Source organism: Microvirga ossetica, assembly GCF_002741015.1.
Taxonomy (GTDB): Bacteria; Pseudomonadota; Alphaproteobacteria; order Rhizobiales; family Beijerinckiaceae; genus Microvirga; species Microvirga ossetica.
The window spans coordinates 2,173,064-2,190,591 of record NZ_CP016616.1 but is presented as its reverse complement, the minus strand read 5'-3'; the positions used below and the strand labels follow the sequence as shown (position 1 = coordinate 2,190,591).

Genomic DNA, 17,528 nt, shown 5'->3' with positions numbered 1-17,528 from the left:
CACACAATGACAAATATCAAGACCATCACATTGGGCCGGCGCGGGTTTCTGCTGGGGGCGGCGAGCACGCTATGCGCTCCCGCCATCGTGCGCGCGCAGGGTGCAAAGGCCGCCAAGGTATCCGTCGGCCGCCAGCCCTATGCGGCGGGGAATTCCCCCGTGACCCAGTACATGATGAACGAGAAGCTGTTCGAGAAGGCCGCATCGGAGCTTGGTTACGATCTGACGGTCGATTGGCGCGACTATCCCTCGGCTCTGCCGATGGTGGAGGCCTTCGTCTCCGGCAATCTCGATATCGGCATGTGGGGCAACACCCCCATCGTGCGCCTGCTGTCGCAGAACCAGGGTATCCATGTTCTCACCGTCGGCGAAGGCCATTTGCGCATGGTGCTCTGCACGAGGCCGGATTCGCCGATTCGCAACATGGAGGATCTGAAGGGCAAGACGGTCGGCGCTCTCGTCGGCGGCGATCCCTACAACGCTCTGTCGCAGATGCTGCTCCACGAGCTCGGCAACGCCGATCCGCGCGCTTTCGACATCAAGGTGGTCAACACGCCGACGCAGGCGCAGGCCGCCTCCCTGCCGAGCGGCATGGATGCCGCGATCGCCATCTATCCGGCCTTCCTCAAGGCCAATGCGGAGATCGGGACGAAGGGCATCGTCAACTCGTTCGGATACACCGAAGCAGGTTACAAGGGGCCTGCAGGCGAAGGTGCGGGAATCCTGCTGCCCGGCGTGAAGAAGTCGCCTTTCTTCCCTGATGGATACTATCTCCATCGCTCGTTCTGGATCTGCAGCGAGCGGATCCTGTCCGCGGATGCCGCAATCGGACAGGCCTTCCTGGTCGCCCTGCAGCGGGCCGTCGTCGCGCTGGGCAAGATGAAGCCCGGCGACATCTCCGAGATGGTTTCGAAATATTGGGGCCTCTCGCCCGAACTGGGATCCAAGATCGTCGAGGACGAAGTGCTGTTCCAGCGCGGCTGGATCTGGCCGACAGAGGGCGATGCTGCCGCGATCACGCAGATCTCGAACTTCATGGTCGAGGGACGTCTCATTCCGAAACCCCTCACCTTCGATCAGGTCAAGTCGGCTTTCAGCAAGGCGGCCCCGATTCTTCAGAAAGCCTACGAGGCAACGGGCAAGCTGCCCGCCGAGTCGGACTTCACGGCGAAGGGCGCGAAGGATCTGCGCGGCTTGCCGGCTTGGCAGATGAACAGCTGGAAAGCGCCTGCGTAAGGGAGCGGCAACCGTCTCCCCAGCGAACCACAGACTGCAGCGAGAAAAGGGAAAGAACGAATGACCTCCGTCGGATTTATCGGACTCGGCACGATGGGTGGCCCGATGGCGCGGAACGTGCTCAAAGGCGGCCACGAACTCGTCGTCCTCGATATCAATCAGGCGGCCGTCGCAAAACTGACCGGGGAGGGGGCGAAAGCCGCCGCCTCCCCGAAGGAAGTGGCGGAGGCATGCGACGTGATCATCACCATGCTGCCGGATGCGCCCGACGTCGAGCGCGCCGTTCTCGGCTCAGGCGGGATTCTCGAAGGGCTTCGCCCCGGCGGCGTCTATATCGACATGAGCACCATCGACCCCGCCACCACGCAACGGATCGGACGGATGGTGGCCGAGAAGGGCGCCGGCATGATCGACAGCCCGGTCGGCAAGACCGCCGAGCACGCCGTTGCGGGGACGCTCACCCTCATGATCGGGGGTGACGAGAGCTTGATCGAGCGCGTGCGTCCGATCCTCGGCCTGATGGGCAGCGATCTCATCCGGTGCGGCGATCTCGGTGCCGGCCAGGCCATGAAGCTGATCAACAACCTGCTTGCGAGCATCCTCCTGGAGGCCAGTGTCGAGGCGCTCGTATCCGGCGTGAAGGTGGGTTTGACGCTCGACACGATGATCAGCGTGCTGAAGACGACCATGGCCTGGAACAACCAGCTCGCCATCGCCATGCATAACCGGGCGCTCAAAGGGGATTTCGCGCCGGGATTCATGGTGAAGCTCGCGCACAAGGATTGCCGCCTGGCGATGAGCATGAACGAAGGGCTCGGCCTGAAGGCTCCCGTGGGGGCAGCAGCGCTCGCAGCGCTCCAGGAGGCCTTGGACGATGGACTTGGGACGAACGATGTCGGGTCTCTGCTCCGCCTGCGCGAGAAAGCGGCCGGCGTCACCGTTCGGCTCAGCCAAGCGTGAGCCTCGCGATGAAAACCGGAACGCAGCCATCGGAGACGGGCGCCATCGTACTCGATCCCGCCGACGACGTTGCCGTGCTCATTGCTGGTGTCGAAGCAGGCGCCTTCGTCAAGGTAAGCGGTCCTAACGGCCCGCTGTCCTTGACGGTGCGCCAGACCTTGCCGATGGGGCACAAGATCGCTCTTCGCGCGCTCCCGGCGGGAAGTCCCGTGCGCAAATATGGCGAGGTCATCGGGCGCCTCACGGAGCCGGTTGCAGCGGGCGACCATGTCCACATCCACAATCTCGCGAGCCAGAGGGCCGTGACGCAGCCTTAAGGCATCCTCTCGAACGAAAATGGAAAAACCGATGTCAGGTCAGGATGTCGCTTCATCGAATGAAAGATCGATCGCCCAACGCTTCTCGATGGCGGGGCGGCGGGCGCTCGTCACCGGTGGCAGCGTGAGCATCGGCCGCGAGATCGCTCTTGCCTTCGCGGAGGCGGGGGCCGACGTGGCGATCCAGTATTCCAAAGCGGCGGACATCGCCTTCGGAAAGGACAATGCGGCGGAGGAACTGGTGCGGGAGGTCGAAATCAGAGGCCGCCGCGGCATTGCGCTCGAGGCGGATTTCGAGCGTGCCGGCCAAGCGAAGGATTGCGTTCAGAGGGCGGCGGCGCATCTCGGCGGACTGGACGTGCTCGTCGTGTGCGCATCGATCCAATACCGCACGCCGTTCCTGGACATGCCGGAGGAGCAGGTGGAGCGCCAGATCCAGATCAATTTCCGCGCGACGATCGAGCTGCTGCAGGCAGCCCTGCCCTTGATGAAGGAATCGGGCTGGGGCCGCGTCGTCACCATCGGAAGCATCAACCAGACCAAGCCTGAATCCGAGCTCACGGTCTATGCGGCGCTCAAGAGCGCGCAGCACAACCTCGCGATGAACCTCGCCAAGGACTATGCCGTCCACGGCGTCACCATCAACAACCTGTCGCCGGGCCTCGTCGCGACCGAGCGCAACAAGTGGCGCCGCGTCGATTCTGCTGTCTGGGAGGAGATCCAGCGAACCTCCTGTCCCATGCAGCGGGCCGGCGAGGCGCGGGAGATCGCTGGAGCCGCCCTCCTGCTCTGCTCCGAAGCGGGAAGCTTCATCACCGGCATCGACCTGCAGGTGACGGGCGGGCGCCATCTCTAGACCGGCGCAAGGGCCGGGGTCGGAAGAAGGTTTCGACGCGAACGGCCGCCTGCTTGACATGTCCTAACAATGTGATGTTTGTTAGAACAAAGATATAAGAACAGTCACGGGAGGAAGCACATGAAGAATACGGAATTCACTCGGCGCGCCTTTCTGAAATCGGGTGTCGCCACGTCTGCCGCCCTGGCTGCGGCTCCTGCCCTTCTGAACGGCGCGCTGGCGCAGGAGGCTGATCTCGCCCCCTACAAGGCGGCAAAGATCGACTGGCAGCAGTTCAAGGGCGAAACCATCACGGTTGCCGTCATTCCTGCGACCTATTTCGACAACCTGATCACCCTCGCGCCGCAATTCGAGGCGCTCACGGGCATCACGGTGCGCTTCGAGAAGATTCCGCCGGCCCAGATCCGCCAGAAGAGCGTGATCGACCTGACCTCGAAGACGGGCACCTACGCCACCCATGCCGCCGACCCAATGTATTACTCTTTGTATGCAGCCAACAAATGGGTCGAGCCGATGGAGGCTTACCTTTCCGACGCGTCCCTGACGGATCCGAACTGGTTCAAGCTCGACGACATCGTCGCGGCCTGGCGCAATGCCAACAGCGTCGACGGCAAGCTGCTCGGCATGCCCTATGACGGCGAGGTGACCCTGCAGGTCTACCGCAAGGATCTCTACGACGCGAAGGGGCTCAAGCCCGCGGAGGATCTGCAGACTTTCGTGTCCAATGCCGCGGCGGTTCACAACCCGGACGCCCGCGTCTGGGGTGCCGCCCTTCGCGGCGTCGCCGGCGCCGGCCAGAACGTCTACATCTATTCGTCGCTCTTTCGCGAGTTCGGAGGCCAGTGGTTCAAGGACGGTCGTCTCACCGTCAACGGGCCCGAGGCGGAGGCGGCGCTGACCTGGTATGTCGACCTGATGCGCAAATATGCGCCCGCGGCGGCGCAGAACTGGAACTGGCCCGACATCGCCGATGCCTTCTCGCAAGGAACCATCGGCACTTACGTCGATGCCCATTCCTCCGCGTCCGTGGTCAACAATCCCGAGAAGTCGAAGGTGATCGGCAAGGTCGCCTATGCCCGCTGGCCGAAGGGCCCGTCGGGCAAGCGCGTCACCTCGATCTGGAACTGGGGCTTCCCGATCAATGCGGCGCTGCCCGACAAGCGCAAGAAAGCGACCTGGTTCTTCATCCAATGGGCGGCCTGTGCGGAGACCCAGGCGCGCACCGCGCATCGCTTCGCGGGACCTGCCAAGCGCTCCGGCGTCAACCGGATCTCCATCTGGCAGGATCCTGCCTATGTGGGGCTGATGCGCGGGTTCGGCGACAACTTCGTCGAAGCGACCCTGGCGTCTCTCCAGGAGGACACCGACGTTGATTGGCGTCCGCGCGTGCCGCAATGGCCGGCCATCGGCGACACCCTGGCGACGGCGATCCAGTCAGCTCTCGCAGGCCAAGCGACGGCCAAGGCCGCGCTCGACGAAGCACAGCGACGCGTCGAGCCGATGATGCGTGGATGACGATGACGAAGTCGCTTGCTGCAGAACCGGCCGCTCTCGGCCGCGTGATGTCGCCATCCGGCACGAATTACAGCAAGGCTCTGGCCGTTCGGGAGCGCCGTTTTGCGACGGCGCTCCTGGCGCCGGCCTTCCTGGCGCTCATGGCGACCACGACCTTTCCGCTGCTCTACCTGATCTGGACCAGCGTCCACCGCATGGATCTCGCCATGCCGTTCGCCGACGGGTTCATCGGCTTCGCCAATTACCGCGAGCTTCTGCAGGATAGCCGCTTCTGGGCTTCGCTCGCTGTCAGCCTGATCTATACGGGAACGACGGTCGTTCTGCAGGTCGTCATCGGCTTGGCCCTGGCGCTGCTCGTGATGGGAATGAAGCGAGGGCAGGGGCTCTTTCGCATCATCGCCATCCTGCCGGTGGTGCTGTCCCCGGCGGTGGTCGGCATGGTCTGGCGGACCTTCATGCTGGCGCCCGAATTCGGCATCGTCGATTACTTCGCCATCATGGCAGGCCTCGGAAGCCAGAACTGGCTCGGCGATCCGACGTTGGCGCTCGTCTCGGTCGTCGTGATCCACACGTGGCAGTGGACGCCCTTCGCCTTCATGGTGCTGCTTGCCAGCCTCGCCGCGCTGCCGGACGACCTCTATGAGGCGGCACGCATCGACCGCGCCAGCGCGTGGCAGCGGTTCAAGCGCATCACCCTTCCGCTGCTTCGTCCCGCCATCGTGATGGTGATCATCATGCGCACCATGGTGGCGCTCACGGCCTTCGCCGCCATCTTCACCGTGACCGGGGGAGGGCCCGGAACGGCGACCGAGATCCTCAATCTCTACGCCTACCGCAAATCCTTCACGGAGCTGTCCATCGGCTACGGCTCGGCTCTCGCCGTCGCTCTTCTGATCGTGACGGTGCTGATCTCCGCGGTGCTCTTTGCCGTCAGGAGGGCCCGATGATCGGCAGGAAGTTCCGCATCGCCGCGATCATCGGCATCTCCCTGGTCTTTCTCCTGGCCTGGGTCTTCCCGATCGTCTGGAGCGTCATGAACTCCCTGAAGACCGAGCAGGACGTTCTGGCCTATCCGCCGAAATTCCTGTTCGCGCCGACGCTCGACGCCTATCGCGACGTGCTGTTCGGCTCAGGCTCCATCCTTCCGAACCTGTTGAGCAGCTTCATCATCTCCATCGGCACGACCATCGTGACGATGATCATGGCCGTGCCTGCCGCCTATGCGCTCGCGAGGCTGCGCGTGCGGGGCAAGAGATTCGCCGGGTTCTACGTGCTCGCAACGCAGATGCTGCCGCCCGTCGGCATCATCATCCCGTACTTCCTGATCCTGAGGAACATCGGCTGGATGGACACCTACCAGGGCATCATCCTGATCTACCTGTCCTTCTCGCTTCCCTTCGCGATCTGGCTCCTCGTCTCGTATTTCGAGGACATCCCCTTCGAGATGGAGGAGGCCGCCTATATCGACGGTGCAAGCCGCTGGAAGACCCTGTGGCGCATCATCATCCCGCAGGTGCGTGGCGGCATCGCGGTCACCGTCGTGTTCGTGTTCCTGAACGCCTGGAACGAGTTCCTGTTCGCGGTCGTCCTGAGCGGCAACACCGTCCGTCCGGTGACCATCGCGATGTTCAACTTCGTCTCCGTCGAGCAGACTCTCTGGACGAAGCTCGCGGCCGTCTCCGTCCTGGCGATGCTGCCTGTGATCGTCCTCGGCATCGTCGCACAAAAGCACATCGTCAAAGGTCTCACGGTCGGTGCCGTGAAGGGAGGAGGGCGCCGATGAGCATGCGCGGACAGGTTCATTTCGACCGCATCGTCAAGATGCACGGCAATTTCAGCGCTCTCAAAGGGATCGACTTCACGATCCAGCCGGGTGAGTTCTTCGCCCTGCTCGGACCATCGGGTTCCGGAAAGAGCACGACCTTGCGCATCCTCGCGGGGCTCGACATGCCGACCTCCGGCACCGTCGTGATCGACGGCAAGGACGTCACGGCGCTCGACGCCAAGGATCGCGACGTCGCCATGGTGTTTCAGAGCTACGCCCTCTATCCGCATATGACCGTGTTCCAGAACATCGCCTTCCCGCTGGAAATGGCGAAGGTCGGCAAGGCGGAGATCGAGCCCGCGGTGCGGGAGGCGGCGCGCAAGGTCAAGATCGATCACCTCCTCGACCGCAAGCCCGGGCAGCTCTCCGGTGGGCAGCAACAGCGCTGCGCCCTGGCGCGGGCCATCGTCCGCAAGGCGCGTCTCTTTCTCCTCGACGAGCCGCTGTCGAATCTCGATGCCAAGCTGAGACTGGAAACCCGGATTGAGCTCAAGAAGCTGCAGCGCTCGCTCGGCGTAACGGCGGTCTACGTCACCCACGACCAGGAAGAGGCCATGACGCTGGCGGATCGCATGGCTGTTTTCATGGAAGGGCAGATCCAGCAGATCGGCCGTCCCTCGGAGGTGTTCGCGAAGCCGAATTCGGTCGACGTTGCAGCCTTCATCGGTTCTCCACCGATGAACCTGATCGAAGGGCGCTATGCGGACGGCTCTGTGGAGATTAAGGGCCACCGCCTCAAAACATCCCACCAGATCGCCGGATCGCGCGACGTGATCGTCGGTATCCGCCCCGGAGCCGTACGGCTCGAGGCCGGAGGTCTTCCGGCCGTGGTCGATCTCATCGAAGATCTGGGCGATACGGCAGTGCTCGATCTCAGCCTGAGCGGAGCGACGGTTCGTGCCCGCATCAGCGACGGGGCCGTTCCGAGGGAAGGGGAGTCCGTGTTCGTGACCGCTCGCCCCGACGACATTCATCTTTTCGACGCCGCAACACGCAAGCGTCTGTGACACCGGAGAAGGTTCGCCCTGGCGGACGAGGATCATGAGAAAGCAAGTCGCACATCAGCCGCCGCAGGATGACAAGGATCCGCTTCACGTTCAGGTCCGTGAGGCGATCCGCCGTCGGGTCCGGGACGGCGACCTCGTCAACGAGAGCGGCCGCCTCATGACGGAGGCGGAGCTCGTCAAGCATTTCGGCGTGAGCCGCGTCACCATCAGAAACGCCATTAAGCCGCTCGTGGACGAGGGCATGTTCGAGCGCGGCAGAGGGCGCGGCACCTTCCTGCGCTCGAACCAGCCCGAGAACTGGATGGGTCGCCTGATGGGGTTCTCGGAAACCATCAAGGATGCCGGCTATGAGCCCGGCGCCCGCATTTTGCATCAGGGGATGACGAACCGGCACGACGAAACGGTCCGGGAGCTTCTTCGGGAGCGGGCCGTCTGGGAGCTGAAGCGCATACGGCTGGCGGACGATACGCCCATCGCGATCGAGCATGCCTTCTACCCTCCCGATATCGGTCTGGAGCTGGAGAAGCGCGATCTGACCTCCATCGTCATGTACCGCGTATTCGAAGGCGACCTCGGCATCGAGATCAAGAATGCGATGCAGACGGTCAGCGCCACGTCGGCCGATCGCCTCACCGCGGAACTGCTCGGCGTGGCGAAGGGAAGTCCACTTCTCTCCATGGAACGTCTCACCATGGCTTCTGACGATCGGCCGCTAGAGCTCCTGCGCTCCGTCTATCTTCCCGATTATTTCCGGTTTTCCATCAATCTGTCACGACGCTTCTGATCGACTATCGGGCAGCGCTGCAGCAACGACCATGAAAGGTGTCCAATGAGCAAACCCGGCACGATGCAGGCAAGCCCCAACATCCTGTTGATCCTCAACGACGACATGGGCTTCTCGGATATCGGCTGCTATGGCGGCGAGATCGATACACCCAATCTCGACCGGCTGGCCCGGAACGGCCTGCGCTATTCGCAGTTCTACAATACTGCGCGCTGCTCGCCCTCGCGCGCGTCGCTTCTGACCGGCCTTCACCCGCATCAGACCGGAATCGGCATTCTCACCTACAGCACCGGGCCCGAGGGCTATGCCGGCAATCTGAACCGCAACTGCGTGACCATCGCCGAAGTGCTCAAGCGCAAGAACTACAAGAGCTATCTGAGCGGCAAGTGGCACGTCGCCAGCAATCTCACGGAACCGACGGATGCCTGGCCTCTGCAGCGCGGCTTCGACGAGTTCTTCGGCACCATCATCGGGGCGGGAAGCTTCTATCATCCCAACACGCTGACGCGCGGGAACGAGAACGTGGAGCACGAGGCCGAGCAGGATCCGGAATTCTTCTACACCGATGCGATCAGCGACCAGGCGGCGGATTTCATTCGCGCGCACAAGAAGAACCACCCCGGGGCGCCGTTCTTCCAATATGTCGCGTACACGGCGCCGCACTGGCCGCTGCATGCCCATGAGGAGGATATCGCCAAGTACAAGGGCCGCTTCGATGCCGGCTGGGACAAGCTGCGCGAGGAGCGCCTGGAGCGCCTTGTAAAGAGCGGCATCATTCATCCGTCCTGGAAGCTCACCGACCGCGATCCCTCGCAGCCGGCCTGGACCGAGGCCGAGCATCGCCAATGGCTGCTGCGCTGCATGGAGGTCTATGCCGCGCAGATCGACCGGATGGACCAGGGCATCGGACGTATTCTTGCCGCTCTGGAAGAGACGGGACAGCTCGACAACACGCTCGTCATCTTCCTCTCCGACAACGGCGCCTGCGCCGAGGACATCCCGGGGGGCGTCACGGCGAAGGAGCTGGTCGATCAGCTGATGATCGCGAAAGCCACGACCCGCAAGGGCGAGCCGGTCCGCTTCGGCAATTATCCGGACATCATGCCCGGAGCCGAGGATACCTATCAGAGCTATGGGACCGCCTGGGCCAATTTGTCCAACACGCCGTTCCGGCTCTACAAGCACTGGATCCACGAGGGTGGCATCGCGACACCGCTGATCATGCATTGGCCGGAGGGCATCGAGGAGGCCGGCGCCCTGCGCCATCATCCGGGACAGCTCACCGACATCATGGCGACCATCCTCGACGTGACCCAGGCCGAGTATCCGCAAACCTATCAGGGCAATGCGATTCTTCCCTGCGAGGGCGAAAGCCTCGTGCCGTCCTTCCAGTCCGATGAAACCTCGCGCGGTCCCCTGTTCTGGGAGCATGAAGGCAACGCGGCCGTGCGCGTCGGCCAGTGGAAGCTCGTGCGAAAGTTTCCCGGCCCCTGGGAGCTTTACGACATGGAAGCCGACCGCACCGAGATGAACGACCTCGCGGCGCAGCATCCCGACAAGGTTCGCGAGATGAAGGACCTCTATGCCGCGTGGACCGAACGCTGCGGCGTCATCCCGCGCGAGACGATCCTCGAATACATGGCGCTGCAGGAGGGAACGGCCTTCTGGGAGGATAAATAGGCGGCGCGCGCGCGTGCAGTTCGCCAATGACTCACAGGGCAGGGACGGGACAGGGCAACCTGTCCCTGCACCGTTTTCCGAAGCGGCCTATCATGGCCGAGATGTTGGACGGTTCGATGACGAAGAGGAGTGGCGGCTGCTGCGGCGTCTCCCGTGAGGATGCGCAGGCATCGGATGGCGGCGTTCAAGCTCAGATGCTGCGCGGCAAGACAGCACCGAAGATCCGCTGGAGCCATCTCGACGGTGGTGAGTTCACGATGGGCACCTCAGGGGACGAGGGGTTCGCGGCCGATGGCGAGGGACCCGCGCGTCGCGTTCGGCTCAGCCCCTTTTCCATTTCGATCTATGCCGTGACCAACAGGCAGTTCGGCGCGTTCGGGCGCGACACGGACTATGCCACGGAGGCCGAGCGCTTCAACTGGTCCTACGTGTTCCATGCCCTCGTGCCCGAAGAGCTGAAAAGCCGCGTCGTGAAAGTGCCGGCGCAGACGCCGTGGTGGCTGCCGATCACCCATGCCTACTGGGCGCAGCCGGAAGGTCCCGGCAGCACGATCCTCGACCGCCTCGATCATCCGGTCGTCCATGTCTCCTGGCACGATGCGAAGGCCTACTGCGCCTGGTCGCGCACCCGGCTGCCCACGGAGGCGGAATGGGAGTTTGCCGCAAGAGGAGGGTTGGAGAACGCGCTTTATCCCTGGGGCGACGAGCTCACGCCGGGCGGGACGCATCGCTGCAATATCTGGCAGGGCCAGTTCCCCGTAGCGAACACCCTGGAGGATGGATATCTCGGAACCGCGCCGGTCGATGCCTATGAACCGAACGGCTATGGCCTCCACAACATGGCCGGCAATGTCTGGGAATGGTGCGAGGACGGCTTCTCGCCGAACTATCACCAGGAAACGTCCGAGATGAACCCGATCTATCGCGGTGAGACCGACAGCAGGTCCATGCGCGGTGGATCGTTCCTCTGCCATGAATCCTATTGCAACCGGTATCGCGTCGCCGCGCGGAATTCCAACGCGGCCGACAGCTCAGCGAGCAATATCGGCTTTCGCGTCGTTCAATCCTCATGATGATCCGTATCGTCCCGTGACCTATTACCTCCCCATTGCCGAGATGCCGGTGAGTGTCTTGCTGATCCTAGGGATGGGTGCGGCGGTTGGGTTCATCTCGGGGCTGTTCGGCATCGGCGGCGGGTTTTTGATGACGCCGCTCTTGATCTTCCTCGGCATCCCGCCGGCGGTCGCGGTCGCCACCCAGTCGGCCCAGATCGTCGCCTCCTCCACCACCAGCGTGCTTGGCGCCATCCGCCGCGACGCCCTCGACCACAAGCTCGGCGCCATCCTGGTCGCCGGCGGCCTCGTCGGCTCGGCGCTCGGCGTCTGGTTCTTCGCCGCCGCCCGCCGCGCCGGCCAGCTCGACCTCGTCATCGTCGTCTCCTACGTCACCCTGTTCACCGTCGTCGGCAGCCTGATGCTGAAAGAGAGCATCCGCGAGTTCTGGCACCGGCGCAAAGGCGGCGCCTTGCGCCTGCGCCGGCGCGCCGGCGAGCATGCGCCCTATCTCGGCTGGCCTCTGCGCATGCGCTTCTACCGCTCCAAGCTCTATGTCAGCGTCATCCCGATCCTCGCGCTCTCGCTCTTCATCGGCTTTGCCGGCGCGCTGCTCGGCATCGGCGGCGGCTTCATCGTCGTGCCGGCCCTGCTCTACGTCTTCCGCGTGCCCACCAACGTGGTCGTCGGCACCTCGCAGTTCCAGATCGTCTGCACCACCCTCGTCGCCCTGATCCTGCATGCGGTCACCAACCAGGCCGTCGACATGGTGCTCGCCATCCTGCTCATCGTCGGCGGCGTCTTCGGGGCCCAGTTCGGCGCCCGCATGGGCCGCCATCTCAGGGCCGAGCTGTTCCGCTTCCTGCTCGCCATCCTGCTGCTCGCGGTCGGCCTGCGCTTCGGCCTCGAGCTGGTGCTCAAGCCGGCCGAGCCGTTCTCGATCTCCGTGCAGGAGGCGCGCCAGTGAGGGCGATCGGCCTCCTGCTGCTGCTGCTGTGCGGCCTGAGCCCGGCCCGGGCCGAGAGCCTGATCACCTCGCTGTCGAACCACCGGGTGCTGATCAACTCGAACTACACCGGCACCCAGATCGCGGTGTTCGGCGCCATCGAGCGCGATGCCCAGACGGTGGCGCGCGCCACGGCTTATGACGTGGTGGTCACCGTGCGCGGCCCGCGCCAGTTCCTGACCGTGCGCGAGAAGGAGCGCCTCGGGCCGATCTGGATCAACCAGGACCAGCAGAAGTTCCCGACCGCGCCGGCCTATCTCAACGTGCTCTCCTCGCGCCCGATCGAGGAGATCACCTCAGAGCAGCTGCAGGCGCGCCAGAAGGTGGGGTTGAGCGCCATCGTCAACGCGCCCGACTTCACCCTCGATCGCGGCGGCGGCGCCGACCGGCCCTTCCGCGAGGCGCTCGCCCGGCTGAAAGCCCAGGAGGGGCTCTATCTCCAGGACGAGCGCGGCGTGACCTTCCTGACGCCCGACATCTTCCGCGCCAGCATCAGCCTGCCGGCGACCGCGCCGCCGGGCAACTACGAGGTCGACGTGACGCTGTTTGCCGACACCGTGATCCTGGCGCGCACGCAGACGCATTTCGAACTGGTCAAGACCGGCTTCGAGGAGCAGGTCGGCGTCATCGCCCGCGACTGGTCGCTCGCATACGGCCTCGCCACCGCCGCCATCGCCCTCTTCTGCGGATGGCTCGCAAGCGCTATCTTCAGACGGGATTAAGGCACTAAGTCCGTTTCCCGTGTCATTCCCGGCCGGAGCGCAGCGGAGGGGAAGGGAATCCATAGCGGAGAGCGTGGGAGCGGATCCCCGTCCCGGTCCTGCGGACCGCCGGGGATGACAACGGGGAGCGTTTCCAACCGAGATCACCGGCACAAGGCCGGTGATGACGAAAGTGTTGGTCCTCATCGTTCCATCGCGAGTGTGAAGAGAGCATGCGTGAGGTGAGACGCCACCGGATCGAAGCCGGGCTCGTCGGCGGTCAGGCGGAACGTGCTCATCACCATCTTGCCTTTGCCGAAGGGGCGCTCCCCGATCAGAGCGGCGGGCTTGTGGCCCCAGCCGACGAAGACGCCGGCATGAACCCGCGATTCGTACTCCCAGGGGCGAAACCCCGTCAGCACATGATGCGGAACCACCCGTTCGAACGAGAGGTCGAGCAGCGGCCCGCCCGGGAACGCGGCAAAGGCCCGGTGGCGGCGCAGCCAGTTGAAGCTCGTGATCCAGTCTCCGCGCCACATGGTGCCGTTGCGCTGCTGGATGCCGATGGTCGGGAAGCGCCGGTCGATATCGGACAGGCCCGTGCCCGATGCGCGCCGGCGCGATCGGTTCACGCTGCCGCCGTCGGCGACCGGATCGGCTTCATCGTGAAAATAGGGCGGATGCGCCGGCGGTTCGTCGCGGCGAAGGTATTTCTGATCGGGATCGTCGCCCGCCAGCATCAGATAGCGGGCGCCCTGGCGGATCGCCTCGACATCCTCCGCATCGACGGACCGGACGACCACGACCTCCGCATTCTCGCGTCCGGAGGCGCGGGCATAGCCGAGCGCTTCGAAGCGGTGCAGAAGATCCTCGTGCGGAGACCAGACCCGCAGGGAGCAATCCACGCTCAACCGCGGATAAACCGAGACATCGAGATCGTTGCGCGCCAGCTCCGCGCCCGAGGCGTCGCGAATGCGAAAGACGAAGCGGAGTTGCGTTGACGCTGAGACTGCCGGAAGCGGGATGCTGATGGAATCCAGCGTCTGCACCGCCATCGCATCGGCTGTGGAGACGGCAATGCGCCCCCGCTCGGGACGGCCTTCGACGGACCATTCGAGTGTCGCGCCTGAGGTGAGACTTGCCATGCCCACGGCCACCGACGGGAAAACCGTGATCGTCTCGCCGCCCCAATACGCCCACCTGTCTACCTTGGGAAGGATGACGATGTCGGTGTTGATCTCGGCAAAGCGCTCGTGGAAGCCGCGCAGGTTGCGGCGCATGTCCATGAGACCGTTCGCTTCCCAATGCACGTCCGTGAATTCGGTCAGCACGTAGCCGCTGATCGAGCCGTGCGAGCGCATGGATTCGATCTGGTATTTCAGATTGGCGAACTGGTGCCATTGCGTGGCGTCGATAAAGCGCTCGAAGGTGCCGAAGACGCGGTCGAAGCGCAGCACGGCGAAGCGCTGCCTCAATCCATGCGGGTAGGCCGAGCCGTCGCCCCAGATCTGGCCCGTTTCCATCCACCACGGCTCCGAGCCGTCCTCGTTCGTCAACCTGTCGGGATGGGGCAGGCCCCAGACGCCGAACTCGGAGACGACGAGCGGCTCCTCGCCGGTCTGCTCGCTGTCGCCATGCGGGCTGTACGTCCAGGCGGCAGCGCCGGCGAACTCCTTCGTCAATTCGTCCCATTCCGCCCGGCGTTCGGGCAGGCAGCGGTAATAGTGATAGTCGTTGATGTCGCTCTTGACGTGGAAGTTCGGCTGGCATGGCGAATTGTCGACAACGAGGCGCGTCGGGTCGAGAGATTTCATCCAGGCATACATCCTGGAGAGCCAGCGCCGGTGATCCTGGTCCTCCGGCAGCTCGGTGCCCCAATCCTCGTTGATGATCGTCCAGGCGATGATCGAGGGATGATTGAAGTCGCGGGCGAGGATGCCTTCGAGGGTCTCCCTGGCGCGACGCTCGGCGGAGGGCGTGAAATAGGCGAAGTTCGGCAATTCGGTCCAGATGAGCATGCCGAGGCGATCGGCGACCTCGTAATAGCTCGGATCGGGCACCTTGATGTGGATGCGAAGGCAGTTGAGTCCGAGCTGCTTTGCCTTCAGGAGCTGATCCTCGAGAAATTCCAGCGAGGGCGGCGTGCAGATGCCGTCGGGGTAATAATCCTGATCCAGGGCGCCGCGAAGATAGAGCGGCTTGCCATTGAGCAGCAGGCGGCCGTGCTTCGCCTCGATGGTGCGGAAGCCGAACGTGTCGCTCCAACGATCCACCGTGACGCCGTCGCGCACGAGGCGCAGGGTCAGCCGGTAGAGATGGGGCTCATCGGGTGACCACAGGTCCGGATTCTCGACCCGCAACGCGATCTCCGTCGAATCCGGCGTGCTCGGAGCGGCAGCCTGCTCGGCGACGATGGTGCCGGACGGGCCTTCGATCTCGGCGACGATCCGATCCGCAGTCTCGGCGGCGATCCGCACGAGCCCATGCACATTGCCGGTTTTCGGATCGGCTGTGATGCGGCAAGTCTGGATGTGCTGCACGGCGCGGGCTTCCAGGCGGACCGATTGCCAGATGCCGCCGATGGGGCCGTACCAGCTCTGCTTGCCGTGCGGGACTTCGTGAAAGGGAGCGTCCGGATAGACGTCGGCCTCGCTCGACGGCAGGACGACCCGGACCGTGAGCTCATGCTCGCCGGCGAGGCCGGAGCCGAGATCGAACTCGAACGGCAGGTAGCCACCTTCATGCGTGCCGACGAGACGGCCGTCGCAATGCACCTCGGCGAGATGGTTGACCGCTCCGAAACAGAGGAAAACGCGCTTGGAAGCCCATTCCGCCGGAACCGAGAAACGTTTGCGGTAAAGCGCCGTGCCGCTCGCATGCCGCAGATCGTCGAAGAGCGCCTGCCAGGGCGCCGGCACGCGGGCGATGCGCCAGTCGCCTTCGCCCTCGACCTGGAAGTCCCAGGCGCCGTCGAGCGACAGGAGCGGACGCTGTCCGGCGATGGCGTCGGCCATCGGGGCCAGAGAATGGTCTTTGGCGAGTGTCATGAAGAATTTCCGTTCCGAGTGCGTGAGATGAAGATCGGCGGGCGCCTACCAGGGTGAGCGGCGCAGGGGCAGGGGGTCGACCGTCCAGGCCATCCGGTCGCAAAGCTTCTGCAGCATGTCGAGCTTCACCGGCGCATGAGTTTCGTCGTTCCAGAGATTGATCGTCTCCGTGGGATCCGCTTCCAGATCGTAAAGCTCCCCGAGCGGCTCGCCGTGGAACGCGACGAGCTTGTACCGCTCCGTCCTGACCATCGTCGCCTGCGGCGCGGGTCCTTTGTGCCAGGGCATGGCGTTGTAGTACTCGCAATAGACGTCGTTTCGTGTCCCGCGCGGATCCGGCGAGACATCGTGGCTCGAGATCAGTGGCCAGAGGGAGCGGCCCTGCATGCCGGGATGGCGTTCGATGCCTGCCGCATCCAGGAGCGTGGGCGCGATGTCGGTCAGTTCGGTGAGCGAATCGATGCACTCGCCTTGCCGAAGGAGGTTCTTCGGCCCGGCGATGATGAGCGGGACGTGGACCGCGGGTTCGTAGAAATAGGGACCCTTCAGGTAGATGCCGTGATCTCCCAGCATCTCGCCGTGATCGGACATGAAGATCACGATCGTATTGTCGATCTGGCCCGTGCGCTCGAGCGAGTCGATCATTCGTCCGACTTGGTCGTCGATCAGGTCGCACATGGCCCAATAGGCGGCGGTGACGAGCCTGTGATCCTTATCCTTCATCTTGTCGAACGGGTAGCCGGCGTTGCCGCCATAAGCCTTCTCGTGATCGATAGTCTGATAGGCCGGCTTCCCGTCAAGCTCGCCCGGCACATAGGCGGGCACCGGAATTTCGTCGAGCCGATCGAGATAAGGCTGCAGATATTCGAGCGGCGGGTCGAAGGGGTGATGCGGGTCGTAGAAATTGACGGAAAAGAGCCAGGGGCGCTTTCCGCCGGCATTGGCCTCGATGAAGGTCACGGCCTTGCGCGCGCACCAAGTGGTGTGGTGATGCTCCGCCGACGGCCCGATCTCCACATGTCCAGAACCGCCGAAGGGCTTGGGATCGTAGGCGGCGCCCTGTTCCAGCAGCCAGAGATTGTACTCGTTGGTCGGCCAGTTGTGGTTCGTCTTCTGCTTCGAATAGGCGATGGCCGGATGGTGCGACCAGTGGAACTCCGCATAGCCGTCATCGATGCGCCGTTCCATGCCGGGTGTCACGGTGGGATGGCAGGCGGACAGATGCAGCTTTCCCGACAGGCCGCAGATATAGCCGGCATCTGCGAGAAGCTTCGTGACGAGCACTTCGTCCTCGGGAATGTCCTGCCCGTTCTGGCGCGTGCGCGTCGTGCGGGGATAGCGGCCTGTCAGGATGCTGGCGCGACTCGGGGTGCAGACGGGACTCTGGCAGAAGGCCTGCTCGAACAGGATGCCGCGGGCCGCAAGACGGTCCAGATTCGGCGTGCGCACGAAGGAATTGCCGTAGCAGCCCAGCGTGTCCCAGCGCTGCTGGTCGGTGCAGATCCACAGGATGTTGGGTTGTGTCATCATCTTTTCCAGCTT

The 17,528-nt window shown here is 64.0% G+C and carries 15 protein-coding genes; 13 read left to right on the top strand and 2 right to left on the bottom strand.

The annotated features are described in order from the left end of the window. Positions 1 to 6 precede the first annotated feature (6 nt). From BB934_RS10350 to BB934_RS10290, 13 genes are all read left to right on the top strand, one after another. Entirely contained in the window at positions 7 to 1,236 is a 1,230-nt protein-coding gene (locus BB934_RS10350) for an ABC transporter substrate-binding protein (RefSeq protein WP_099509553.1), read from the top strand. A gap of 60 nt (positions 1,237 to 1,296) precedes the next feature. Further along, a complete protein-coding gene (locus BB934_RS10345) occupies positions 1,297 to 2,196 on the top strand; it encodes an NAD(P)-dependent oxidoreductase (RefSeq protein WP_099509552.1) in 900 nt (299 codons plus the stop codon). Between the two features lie 8 nt (positions 2,197 to 2,204). After that, complete coding sequence (locus BB934_RS10340; protein WP_099509551.1) at positions 2,205 to 2,513, top strand: UxaA family hydrolase; 309 nt, start codon at positions 2,205 to 2,207, stop codon at positions 2,511 to 2,513. Positions 2,514 to 2,544: 31 nt separating this feature from the next. Beyond that, positions 2,545 to 3,369 (top strand): SDR family NAD(P)-dependent oxidoreductase, encoded by an 825-nt coding sequence (locus BB934_RS10335; RefSeq protein ID WP_157934117.1) that lies wholly within the window; start codon positions 2,545 to 2,547, stop codon positions 3,367 to 3,369. Between the two features lie 120 nt (positions 3,370 to 3,489). Continuing rightward, positions 3,490 to 4,884 carry an ABC transporter substrate-binding protein gene (locus BB934_RS10330; protein ID WP_099509549.1) on the top strand — a complete coding sequence of 465 codons (1,395 nt, stop codon included), beginning with the start codon at positions 3,490 to 3,492 and terminating at the stop codon, positions 4,882 to 4,884. Beyond that, a complete protein-coding gene (locus BB934_RS10325; protein WP_157934116.1) occupies positions 4,881 to 5,831 on the top strand; it encodes a carbohydrate ABC transporter permease in 951 nt (316 codons plus the stop codon). The genes BB934_RS10330 and BB934_RS10325 overlap by 4 nt, the downstream gene beginning before the upstream one ends. Next, entirely contained in the window at positions 5,828 to 6,667 is an 840-nt protein-coding gene (locus BB934_RS10320) for a carbohydrate ABC transporter permease (RefSeq protein ID WP_099509547.1), read from the top strand. The genes BB934_RS10325 and BB934_RS10320 overlap by 4 nt, the downstream gene beginning before the upstream one ends. Next, positions 6,664 to 7,716: an ABC transporter ATP-binding protein gene (locus tag BB934_RS10315; RefSeq protein WP_237050242.1), complete on the top strand. Its 1,053-nt coding sequence runs from the start codon at positions 6,664 to 6,666 to the stop codon at positions 7,714 to 7,716. Before BB934_RS10320 ends, BB934_RS10315 begins: the two co-directional genes overlap by 4 nt. Positions 7,717 to 7,750: 34 nt before the next feature. Further along, positions 7,751 to 8,500, top strand: a complete 750-nt coding sequence (locus tag BB934_RS10310; RefSeq protein WP_099509546.1) for a GntR family transcriptional regulator — start codon at positions 7,751 to 7,753, stop codon at positions 8,498 to 8,500. A 45-nt stretch (positions 8,501 to 8,545) separates the two neighbouring features. Beyond that, on the top strand, positions 8,546 to 10,180 hold the full coding sequence (locus BB934_RS10305; protein ID WP_237050241.1) for an arylsulfatase: 1,635 nt from the start codon (positions 8,546 to 8,548) through the stop codon (positions 10,178 to 10,180). Between the two features lie 116 nt (positions 10,181 to 10,296). After that, positions 10,297 to 11,253 carry a formylglycine-generating enzyme family protein gene (locus tag BB934_RS10300; protein WP_173909439.1) on the top strand — a complete coding sequence of 319 codons (957 nt, stop codon included), beginning with the start codon at positions 10,297 to 10,299 and terminating at the stop codon, positions 11,251 to 11,253. 16 nt (positions 11,254 to 11,269) lie between these two features. After that, entirely contained in the window at positions 11,270 to 12,199 is a 930-nt protein-coding gene (locus tag BB934_RS10295; RefSeq protein WP_099509544.1) for a sulfite exporter TauE/SafE family protein, read from the top strand. After that, positions 12,196 to 12,960: a TIGR02186 family protein gene (locus BB934_RS10290; RefSeq protein WP_099509116.1), complete on the top strand. Its 765-nt coding sequence runs from the start codon at positions 12,196 to 12,198 to the stop codon at positions 12,958 to 12,960. Before BB934_RS10295 ends, BB934_RS10290 begins: the two co-directional genes overlap by 4 nt. A 182-nt stretch (positions 12,961 to 13,142) precedes the next feature. Here BB934_RS10290 and BB934_RS10285 read toward each other — a convergent pair whose 3' ends face one another. Beyond that, positions 13,143 to 15,986 (bottom strand): glycoside hydrolase family 2 protein, encoded by a 2,844-nt coding sequence (locus BB934_RS10285; RefSeq protein WP_237050240.1) that lies wholly within the window; start codon positions 15,984 to 15,986, stop codon positions 13,143 to 13,145. A gap of 45 nt (positions 15,987 to 16,031) precedes the next feature. Further along, positions 16,032 to 17,516, bottom strand: a complete 1,485-nt coding sequence (locus tag BB934_RS10280; protein ID WP_210422143.1) for a sulfatase family protein — start codon at positions 17,514 to 17,516, stop codon at positions 16,032 to 16,034. Positions 17,517 to 17,528 lie beyond the last annotated feature (12 nt).

Bases quoted from the DNA above. Each gene is read 5' to 3' on its own strand.
- BB934_RS10350 (WP_099509553.1), top strand. From the start codon at position 7: ATGACAAATATCAAGACCATCACATTGGGCCGGCGCGGGTTTCTGCTG.
- BB934_RS10345 (WP_099509552.1), top strand. From the start codon at position 1,297: ATGACCTCCGTCGGATTTATCGGACTCGGCACGATGGGTGGCCCGATG.
- BB934_RS10340 (WP_099509551.1), top strand. From the start codon at position 2,205: ATGAAAACCGGAACGCAGCCATCGGAGACGGGCGCCATCGTACTCGAT.
- BB934_RS10335 (WP_157934117.1), top strand. From the start codon at position 2,545: ATGTCAGGTCAGGATGTCGCTTCATCGAATGAAAGATCGATCGCCCAA.
- BB934_RS10330 (WP_099509549.1), top strand. From the start codon at position 3,490: ATGAAGAATACGGAATTCACTCGGCGCGCCTTTCTGAAATCGGGTGTC.
- BB934_RS10325 (WP_157934116.1), top strand. From the start codon at position 4,881: ATGACGATGACGAAGTCGCTTGCTGCAGAACCGGCCGCTCTCGGCCGC.
- BB934_RS10320 (WP_099509547.1), top strand. From the start codon at position 5,828: ATGATCGGCAGGAAGTTCCGCATCGCCGCGATCATCGGCATCTCCCTG.
- BB934_RS10315 (WP_237050242.1), top strand. From the start codon at position 6,664: ATGAGCATGCGCGGACAGGTTCATTTCGACCGCATCGTCAAGATGCAC.
- BB934_RS10310 (WP_099509546.1), top strand. From the start codon at position 7,751: ATGAGAAAGCAAGTCGCACATCAGCCGCCGCAGGATGACAAGGATCCG.
- BB934_RS10305 (WP_237050241.1), top strand. From the start codon at position 8,546: ATGAGCAAACCCGGCACGATGCAGGCAAGCCCCAACATCCTGTTGATC.
- BB934_RS10300 (WP_173909439.1), top strand. From the start codon at position 10,297: ATGACGAAGAGGAGTGGCGGCTGCTGCGGCGTCTCCCGTGAGGATGCG.
- BB934_RS10285 (WP_237050240.1), bottom strand. From the start codon at position 15,986: ATGACACTCGCCAAAGACCATTCTCTGGCCCCGATGGCCGACGCCATC.
- BB934_RS10280 (WP_210422143.1), bottom strand. From the start codon at position 17,516: ATGATGACACAACCCAACATCCTGTGGATCTGCACCGACCAGCAGCGC.